This is a genomic window from Sphingomonas sp. GC_Shp_6 (assembly GCF_026540835.1).
Classification (GTDB): domain Bacteria; phylum Pseudomonadota; class Alphaproteobacteria; order Sphingomonadales; family Sphingomonadaceae; genus Sphingomonas.
The window spans coordinates 1-9,368 of sequence record NZ_JALNUO010000033.1; the positions used below are offsets into that span (position 1 = coordinate 1).

The 9,368-nt window shown below is 64.9% G+C and carries 5 protein-coding genes and 3 pseudogenes; 4 read left to right on the plus strand and 4 right to left on the minus strand.

The window, feature by feature from the left end; genetic code table 11:
- A pseudogene (locus OXQ95_RS18350) lies at positions 1 to 393 on the minus strand (hypothetical protein); the annotation flags it as partial.
- A gap of 250 nt (positions 394 to 643) precedes the next feature.
- On the opposite strand from OXQ95_RS18350, the gene OXQ95_RS18355 reads away from it, so the two are divergent.
- Both OXQ95_RS18355 and OXQ95_RS18360 read left to right on the plus strand, forming a co-directional pair.
- Positions 644 to 3,853 (plus strand): TonB-dependent receptor, encoded by a 3,210-nt coding sequence (locus tag OXQ95_RS18355; protein ID WP_267383043.1) that lies wholly within the window; start codon positions 644 to 646, stop codon positions 3,851 to 3,853.
- Positions 3,854 to 3,941: 88 nt separating this feature from the next.
- The gene (locus OXQ95_RS18360; RefSeq protein ID WP_267383045.1) at positions 3,942 to 5,486 is read left to right on the plus strand and encodes a tryptophan halogenase family protein; all 1,545 of its coding nucleotides are present in this window, start codon (positions 3,942 to 3,944) and stop codon (positions 5,484 to 5,486) included.
- A gap of 4 nt (positions 5,487 to 5,490) precedes the next feature.
- On the opposite strand, the gene OXQ95_RS18365 is transcribed toward OXQ95_RS18360, so the two are convergent.
- Both OXQ95_RS18365 and OXQ95_RS18370 read right to left on the minus strand, forming a co-directional pair.
- Complete coding sequence (locus OXQ95_RS18365) at positions 5,491 to 6,492, minus strand: cupin-like domain-containing protein (protein ID WP_267383048.1); 1,002 nt, start codon at positions 6,490 to 6,492, stop codon at positions 5,491 to 5,493.
- Between the two features lie 67 nt (positions 6,493 to 6,559).
- Positions 6,560 to 6,877 carry an MFS transporter gene (locus OXQ95_RS18370; RefSeq protein WP_267383050.1) on the minus strand — a complete coding sequence of 106 codons (318 nt, stop codon included), beginning with the start codon at positions 6,875 to 6,877 and terminating at the stop codon, positions 6,560 to 6,562.
- A 237-nt stretch (positions 6,878 to 7,114) separates the two neighbouring features.
- Between OXQ95_RS18370 and OXQ95_RS18375 the strand changes: the two are divergent.
- Positions 7,115 to 7,264, plus strand: a pseudogene (locus tag OXQ95_RS18375) (sugar kinase); the annotation flags it as partial.
- A gap of 101 nt (positions 7,265 to 7,365) precedes the next feature.
- Here the strand turns inward: OXQ95_RS18375 and OXQ95_RS18380 are convergent.
- Positions 7,366 to 8,510 (minus strand): IS3 family transposase gene (locus tag OXQ95_RS18380; protein WP_267383052.1). Its coding sequence is split into 2 segments (ribosomal slippage): positions 7,366 to 8,261 and positions 8,261 to 8,510, totalling 1,146 coding nucleotides; the frame shifts between segments, so codons are not numbered across the junction.
- Positions 8,511 to 8,595: 85 nt separating this feature from the next.
- Here OXQ95_RS18380 and OXQ95_RS18385 point away from each other — a divergent pair.
- Positions 8,596 to 9,352 (plus strand): annotated as a pseudogene (locus OXQ95_RS18385) (IS5 family transposase).
- Positions 9,353 to 9,368: the final 16 nt, after the last annotated feature.

Here is a 9,368-nt window from a genome sequence, read left to right on the forward strand (position 1 = left end):
CTGGCGAAAGCCGCGCATGTGGTTGACCCGCTGACGGCGAATGTCGCCGGCAAAGAGCGGCCCGAACCGGTTCCACCACATCCGCACCGTCTCGTGGCAGACATCAATCCCGCGTTCGAACAGCAGGTCTTCGGCGTTCCGCAGCGATAACGGAAACCGCACGTACATCATCACCACAAGGCGGATTACCTCAGGTGACGAGTTGAAGCGGCGAAATGGCGAAACGGCGATGGCGGCAGGGCACGTGAACGGCGGGGCATCCGCCACCGTTATCAGCCCCCTGCCCAAGCTGCCACGTTGGTCTGACAGAACCATCGGTGAAAATGCGATGGTCGCGGAGATGGCCTTGCGCCAGCCGCTATGCGGTTGGCGCAGCGTCGTTTGATGCGCCATTCGGCGCTCGTCGAGTAGCGCGGCACTGGGCCAATTGGATGCAAATGATGCAAGGATGCCGCACCCGCCATTAATTCATTCAAATTTCTGAAATATTGTTGACCCGTTGGCGGGAAAGTGAAATTTCGCGACACCAACCGCAGACATCCGTCCGGTGCAGGAAGGTCCGCTCGCCCGTCGCGCGCCCCCTTCACCGCATCGAGCGCCAGAAAAATAGCTGCCAAAAAGCGGCTGATTAGGGGAGACCGAAATGCTCAACACCCGCCATTCCAGATATTTCGCTCTGTTGGCCGCCGTGTCGACGACCAGCCTGTCGACCGCCGCCATGGCCCAGATCACCGCACCCGCCACCGCCGGTTCGACGATGAACGGCACGCCCGCCGATCCCTCGGCCAATCGTGGGCAGACCGATCCCAGCACCGATCCGCAGTCGAGCAGCACGCCGGCAACCCCCACGCCGCCGCTCAACGGGCCTGGCGCGGGCGAGGCACAGCAGGAGGCGGACGCTGCGGCGCCGGGCGACATCGTCGTCACCGGCATTCGCGCATCGCAGCAGCGCGCCGTCACGCTGAAGCGCGATGCCGCGTCGGTTCAGGATTCGATCTCGGCCGAAGACATCGGCAAGCTGCCCGACGTCACCATTTCGGATTCGCTGCAGCGTATTCCCGGCGTGCAGATCCGCCGTGACGCGGGCGAAGGCTCGTCGATCAACATTCGCGGCCTGCCCGAAGTCACCACGCTGCTGAACGGCGAACAATATCTGGGCGCCAATTCGATCAACAGCGTCCAGCCCAACTTCAACGACGTACCCTCGCAGCTCTTTTCGGGCGCGGACGTCATCAAATCCTCCACCGCCGACCTGCTGAACGCGGGCGTCACCGGCACGGTGAACCTGCGCACGCGCCGGCCGATGGACCTGAAATCGGGCTTCACCGTCGCCGCCGACGCGCAGGGCCTCTACGGCAGCAAGACCAAGGACAAGGATCCGAGCGTCAACGGCCTGCTCGCCTGGCACAATGACCGGTTCGGCTTCCTCGTCTCGGCCGCCTATACGCGCACGCATCTGGAGAATTCGCAGAACGGCTTCCTCAGCTCCTACGGTGCCACCTATCATAACGAAGGCACCGCGGACGCGACATCGACCGGCGGCTTCTCGCCCAGCAACCGGCCGCACGGCAGGGCCGTGGCGGGCGGCATCGACGTGAACGGCGACGGCGATTCCAACGACGCGTTCATCGTGCCGCAGGGCTTTTCGGCGTTCAACACCATCACCGACCGCAACCGCCTGGGCATCAACGGTTCGGCCCAGTGGAAGATGACCGACTCGCTCGAACTGACGGTCGACGGCTTCTACACGCACCAGACGCAGTACAATCACACGTCGGGCGTCCAGCAGCAGAACATCAACTGGCAGGCCGGCGAGTTCGTGCCGGGCGCATCGCGCGACACCGGCGCCACCGTCACCGGGTCCGACGGCCGCGTCTATCACATCAACACGACGCAGGTTTACAACTACGACCTGGGCGATTTCTCGTCCTACGCGCAGACCGACAAATATGTCTCGCAGTCGCAGGACTATAATGCCGAGCTGAAGTTCGACAATGGCGGCCCCGTCAAGCTGAACCTGCGCGGGATCTACGGCAAGGCGAGCCAGAGCTACGACCAGAGCTATGCGCAGTTCAGCCCGTCGAACGGTCTGCAATGGGAGCCGGGCGGTATCGGCCATTATCCCTCGGGCGACCGCGCGTTCAATCCGGGCGGCTACACCGTGGACACGCTGGCCGGCGCCAATTCGCTTCACTCGATCGTCGATTTCAGCGGCGACCAGCCCGTCTTCACGCTGCCCGCGCAGTTGACCAGCGAGCTGTCGAACAAGAGCATGTACGCGCTGAAGACGCTGTCGTCGGAAGGCAATTACCGCCAGAACGGCGATCTGAAGATCCTGCGCGCCGATGGCTCCTACAAGGCGAACGACGCGCTGACCTTCGAGTTCGGCGCACGCTATAGCGACCGTTCGAACAGCGATTTCGCCTTCGACCGCGCCGCGCCGCTCTATGCGGGCCAGGCGAGCGGCACGGGCGCCACGGCGAACGCCGCCTGCCTCGTCAAGTGGAAGGGCTTCGACGTTCCGATCAACGACGCGAGCTGCCATGCCGGCACGGGCGTCTACGGCACCACGGGCTTCGTGCCCTATACCGCGGGCCTCACGCGCCCGGCGACCGATCCCAGCGTCAGCGGCATCGTGCGCCAGGTCACCCCGCCCGTGCAGGGCATCCCGGCGGTTTACACGATCGATCCGAACGCGATGAACAACGCGCTGGCGTTCCAGAACAGCTTCTACCCCGGCAACGTGGAGGTGCAGAACCCTGGTGCGTCCTATCAGGTCGGCGTGAAGCAGATCAGCGGCTATACGCAGATGGACTTCACTGGCAGCCTGTTCGGCCTGCCCATTTCCGGCAATGCCGGCGTGAAGATCATCAACACCCGGCTCGACATCCTTCAGTACATCACCGGCAACCCGCAGCCTTACGGCGTGCAGGGCGCCGTGGCGGGCACCGACCGGACGCGCCGCAGCTTCACCGATTATCTGCCCTCGTTCAACGTCGCGCTGGATCTGGCGGATAAGTTGAAGCTGCGTCTCGCCTTCACGCGCACCATGACGCTGCTGAACCTCGACCAATGGGGTGGCGGCCTCACGCCGAACTACGCCATCGACACGAGCGGCGCGGCGCCGGTGTTTCGCGTGACGGGCGGCTCGTCCACCGGCAACCCGCAGCTCGATCCGTGGCGGGCGAACAACCTCGATGCGTCGCTGGAATGGTATATCGGCCGTTCGAGCCTGCTGAGCGTGGCGGCCTTCTACATCTCGGTTGACAGCTTCATCCAGCAGGGTTCGGTGCTGCGGACCGATCTGCCGGACAATGACGGCGTCGTGCGCGGCCGCACGGTATCGATCAGCACCCCCATCCAGGGCCAGAGCGGCACGCTGAAAGGGCTCGAAGGCCAGTGGCGGCAGTCGTTCGGGGATCTGGGCTTCATGCCCAACATCCTGCGCAACTTCGGCCTCGACATGAACATCACCTATTCGCCATCGGATTCGGGCCAGACCGATCTGGCGGGCAACAAGATCCCGTTCCAGGACAATTCGAAGCTGCAGACCAACGTGGTCGGCTATTACCAGGATAGCCATTTCCAGGCGCGTGTTGCCTGGAACTATCGCTCCACGCGCGCCGTCTCGCAGGATTTCGGCGGCCTGGTTGGGCTCGAACTCTATCAGCGCCCCACCAACTATGTGGACGCGTCGGTCAGCTACGACATCAATCCGCACTTCACGATCTATGCGCAGGGATCGAACCTCACCGGCGAATATGAGAAATATTATCTCACCTGGACCGACGAGCATGCGTACAACAACATCTACGAGCGCCGTTACGCGATCGGCGCGCGCGTGAAGTTCTGATCCTGCGCTGACGATCACTCTCGCATGCGTCGGGCGACGCATGCGAGAGGCTTGTCACGCGGCGCGCTTGCCGGCAGGCCCTTCGATCATGACCATCCCTTCGGCCAATCCCATCCGCTCCGTCGTGATCGTCGGCGGCGGCACCGCCGGCTGGATGGCGGCGACGCTGATGGCGCGCCGGCTGCAGCGGCAGAACCTGTCGATCACCCTGGTCGAATCGTCCGCGATCGGTACCGTGGGGGTCGGCGAGGCGACCACGCCCGCGATCCGCGACTATTTCCGCGAAGCCGGCCTCGACGAAGCCGAAATCGTCCGCGCGACGGGCGCCACGCTGAAGCTCGGGATCCGCTTTGACGGCTGGGCGGGCGAGAACAGCCGTTTCTTCCATCCCTTCGGCCTGTACGGCACGCCGTCCAACGACGTGGCGTTCCACCAGTATTGGCTGAAACAGCAGGCGGCCGGATCGTCGGTTTCGCTCGGCGCCTACAGCCTCGCAACGGTCTTGGCCGAAACCGGGCGGATGATGCCGCCGCCGCGCCCTGCCCCCGATTACGCGTTCTTCGACTGGGCGCTGCATTTCGACGCGGGTCTCTATGCCCGCTATCTCAAGCAGGTCGCGACCGCGCGCGGCGTGACTCACGTCGATGCGCATATCACCGCCGTCCACCGCGATCCGGCCACGGGAAACATCGCCGCGGTCCAGACCGCGGAGGCCGGGACGATCGCGGGCGACCTCTTCATCGACTGCACGGGTTTCCGCTCGCTGCTGTTGGGCGGCGCGCTCGGCGAACCCTATGTCGACTGGCGCGATCATCTGATCGCCGATCGGGCGGTTGCCATCCCCTGTGCGCACCGCTCGACCGACACGATCGCCTCGTTCACACAGGCGATCGCGCGCGACGCCGGGTGGCAATGGCGGATCCCGCTCCAGCACCGCGTCGGCAACGGCTATGTCTATTCCAGTGCCCATCTGTCGGACGACGAAGCGATCGCCACGCTGTCCATCACGCTGGAGGGCGAGGCGCTTGCCGAGCCGAACCTGATCCGCTTCGCCACGGGTCACCGCCAGCGCTTCTGGTCGGGCAACTGCGTCGCGCTAGGCCTGGCGGCCGGCTTTCTCGAGCCGCTGGAATCGACCAGCATTACCCTGATCTATTCGGGCATCCAGCGGCTGCTCGAACTCTGGCCCGATCGGCATTGCGATCCGGCGCTCGCGGCGGACTATAACCGGATCACCACGCTCGAATATGAGCGCGTACGCGATTTCCTGATGCTGCATTATTGGGCGAACGGGCGAACCGGGCAGCCCTTGTGGGACAGGGTGCGCGCCATGACGCTGCCCGACAAGCTCGACCACAAGGTCCGGATGTTCAAGAGCCGCGGCCGGATGGTGCGCTACGAATGGGACGCGTTCGGCGATCCGAGCTGGCTGTCGATGTTCGTGGGGCTAGGGATCCGCCCCGAACGCTGGGACCCGCTGGCGGATTATTTCACCAACGCCCAGATCGGCGAAGCGCTGGAGCGAATCCGCGCGAACATCGCCGAGGGGCTGGCGGGCGCCACCAGCCACCGCGCGTTCCTGGAACAGGCGTTCCAGGTGCGTTTCCCCGCGCCGGGATCGTTAATGGGCTAAGCGCTCAGCCAGCCTTGCCGCGCTGATCCTGTTCGCGCAGGAAGGCGTCACGCATGGGCGACGGCGGCCCGACGAGCCCGCGGGCATGATCGGGCAGATGGTCCGCCGCCTGCGGGGCATCGTCGTCGAACACGAACCGCTCGAACCAATGCCGCCAGGCCGCCCGGTACGGCAGAGGCAGATCGCGCACCGCGCGCAACGTCCTTTTAAACGCATCGAGTGGCGACACCGCATCGGCATCCTCCCACCAATGGTTCACCATCACGTTGAAGGGCGCCAGCGCCCGCACGTCGTGCCACCAGATCGGCGGAATGTAGATCGCGTCGCCCGGCCCGAGCTCGGCGACCAGAGCGTGCCGCTGCGCCTCGGCGAAGCGCGGATATGCGTCCAGGTCGGGCCGTTCGCAATCGACCATGCTGACGGGCGGCCCGGCGATCGTCAGGTGCAGCGGCCCGACATAGAGATTGTCCGCTTGTTCGGGCGGGAACAGCGTAAAACGCCGCCGGCCGGCCACCACTACCGCGATGTTGCTCGCCTCGTCGAAATGCGTAGCGACGTCGGTACGATTGCCCACCCACACGCGCGCGCGCGCCGTCGGCAGGTCGAAGGGCAGCGGATTGCGCGCGGACCAGTCCGGCAGATGCTCGTCGGTCGCGGCCGCACCGGCATAGAGCGCATCGACCTTTGCCTGGCCTCGCGTCGCCAGCAAATGGCGCATCAGCGCGCCGAGCGGCGCGGCGCGCGTCTGGAAGTTGCAACCGGCCAGCGCGGAATCGTAGAAGAAGCGGCCTTCGATCTCGGGCGGACCCACGAAAAGCTGCGCGGGACGCCCGGAATCGAGCGTCGCCAAATAGTCGACCACCGCCTCGTCCGAGCGCCACGCAGCGACGACCGCGGGCCAGTCCGCCGCCAGGCCGCGCAACACCACCGGCCGGAACGGCGCGACGACATCCGCGTCGAAGCGCGCCGGATCGATCCTTTCCAATTCGGGTACGGCAGTGGGCAAGCATTCCTCCCGGGCGACGGCGGCGGCCGCGATACGGCATCCGGCGTAACCCGCTTCGACCGTGCCATCAACGCCGCGAGATCGATGAAAAATCAATTGCTTTAAGCGGATGGCTGGCGGATGGATTTAATAGGGCCGCGATCGCGAGCAGCACGGGCCGGCGGCCGAACCGATCGGCCGGCGCACCGGCGCCGAGCGACCCGATCACCGTCCCGATCAACGCCGACGCGACGGTAAATCCCAGGGCCTGATCCGACAGCGCGAAATGCGTCTGGAGCGCACCGAACAACAATCCCCCGAGCGCCGCGCCGAGCGCGCTGACGATGATGGCGGGGGTGACGACGGTATCTTTCGCCGGATCGGCGGAAGCGGGCATGAGGGTCATCGGCGAATGTTGGAAGACAAAGCCTCGCCAGGCAAGCACCGCCTGCCCGAGAGCCGCCGCCGGACACCGGCGGCCGGCTTGTGGTTGGCGTAATGCTTCAATCCACTCTAATCACCGTCTCGGGCACATGGAAAATGGATGACGAACCGGATGACGGCGCAGAGGGACCGGGGACATTCGCACCGGGAAAGCGTGGTCCATTCGGCGAATGCGCGCTCCGTCCGGCTGTCGGCATCGATGTCGGGGACCAACCTGGTCCGTGCGGGCGACTATAACCAGCGCACGGTGCTGCAGGCCATTCGCCTGGTGGGCGAGACGTCGCGCGTCGAACTCGCCACGCTCACCGGCCTGACCGCGCCGACGATCGCCAACATCACCAAGCGGCTGACCGTCTTTTCCTCAAACCCGCGGTCAGGGTCTGGTGATGGGACGGGCGCCACGCGACCGTAGGCGTGTGAGCGGGTACGACCCTGACGTGCTCCCCGTTTTCAGGCCGCTGATAACTTAGCTTCGTTATCCATATGCCCATGGCGGGGGCGGTTCGTAAACTCGGCGGGTGCCAACCCGCCAAGACTGCTGTGCGGACGCACGGTGTTGTAGTCCGTCCGCCATGCCTCGATGATCCGTCTCGCCGCAGCCAGCGGTGGGGACAGGTGCTCGTTCAGGCACTCGTCGCGCAAGCGACCATTAAAGCTTTCGACGAAGCCGTTCTGCTGCGGCTTGCCCGGCGCGATGTAATGCCATTCGACCCTGGTCTCCTGGCACCAGGCGAGGACGGCGTGACTGGTGAGCTCAGTGCCCCCTTCGGCTCCGCTCAGGACAGGATTGTCGCTGACCACCGTGCACGGCAGCCCGCGACGTTCGGCGATGGCGCTCAGCTCGCGAACAACCCGCCGGCCCGACAAAGAGGTATCGACGATGCACGCCAGGCATTCCCGGCTGTAATCGTCGATGACGTTGAGCAGGCGGAACCGCCGGCCGCAGGCCAACGAGTCCGACACGAAGTCGAGCGACCAGCGCTGGTTGGGTTCCTGCGGGATCGCCATCGGTGCCCGCGTGCCCAGCGCGCGCTTCCGGCCGCCACGCTTGCGCACCGTCAGCCGCTCCTCGCGATATAGCCGATAGACCTTCTTCAGGTTCATGCCATTGCCCTCACGCTTGAGCAGGATCGCCAGCCGCCGATAGCCAAACCGGCGGCGCTCATTGGCGATCTCGGGCATCCGCTCGCGGACAACGTCGTCCCTTCCGCGCAGCGGCTCATATTGCCATGCCGATCGATTGACCCCGATCAGCCTGCAGGCGCGACGTTCGGAGAAGCCGTGATCGGCCATCAGCTTCTCCACCGCAGCGTAGCGCTCCGCAGACCGGGTCAGTTTTTTCCCAGCAAATCCTTCAACGCCGACACGTCGAGCATCGACTCCGCCAGCAGCTTCTTCAGCCGTCGGTTCTCGTCCTCCAACGTGCGCAGCCGGGCCGCCTCCGACACGGTCATGCCGCCATACTTCGCCTTCCAGTTGTAGAAGGTCGCGTCGCTGATCCCGTGCTTCCGGCACAACTCGCCGGTCTTCACGCCAGCTTCATGCTCGCGCAGCACGCCAATGATCTGATCCTCGGTAAATCGGCCTCGCCGCATCACTCGTCTCCATCTGACGAGCTAGAGTCAGGACCCATTGATGTGAGAGGCGCGATCTGATTCATGCTCCGCAAGGAGACCGTGGATGAGCGACCTGTACTGGCTGACGGATGAGCAGATGGCGCGCCTGCGGCCGTACTTCCCCAAGAGCCATGGCAAGCCGCGGGTCGATGACCGGCGGGTGCTGAGTGGCATCGTCTTCGTCAATCGCAACGGACTGCGCTGGTGTGATGCACCGAGCGCGTATGGTCCGCACAAAACGCTATACAACCGGTGGAAGCGCTGGGGTGAACGGGGCGTTTTCCTCCGTATGATGGAGGGTCTCGCGGCAGCGGAGGCCGTGCCGAAGACGGTCATGATCGACGCGACCTACCTGAAGGCACACCGCACGGCATCGAGCCTGCGGGTTAAAAAGGGGATCTCGGCCGCCTGATAGGCCGTACGAAGGCGGCATGAATACCAAGCTCCACGCCGTCAGCGATGCGGATGGGCGGCCCTTGAGCTTCTTCATGACCGCCGGGCAGGTCAGCGACTACACCGGCGCGGCAGCTTTGCTCGACGATCTGCCAAAGGCGGAATGGCTGCTTGGTGATCGCGGTTATGATGCCGACTGGTTCAGGGATGCCCTCGAAGCCAAAGGCATTCAGCCCTGCATCCCAGGTCGGAGATCGCGCAACGAGCCGGTCCGGTACGACAAGCGCCGCTATCGGCGTCGCAGCCGCATCGAGATCATGTTCGGCCGCCTGAAAGACTGGCGTCGCGTCGCCACGCGCTACGACCGCTGTCCAACCGTCTTCTTCTTGGCCGTCGCGCTCGCGGCCACCGTCATCTTCTGGCTATGACCAATGAGTCCTGAGC

Bases quoted from the DNA above. Each gene is read 5' to 3' on its own strand.
- OXQ95_RS18355 (WP_267383043.1), top strand. From the start codon at position 644: ATGCTCAACACCCGCCATTCCAGATATTTCGCTCTGTTGGCCGCCGTG.
- OXQ95_RS18360 (WP_267383045.1), top strand. From the start codon at position 3,942: ATGACCATCCCTTCGGCCAATCCCATCCGCTCCGTCGTGATCGTCGGC.
- OXQ95_RS18370 (WP_267383050.1), bottom strand. From the start codon at position 6,877: ATGACCCTCATGCCCGCTTCCGCCGATCCGGCGAAAGATACCGTCGTC.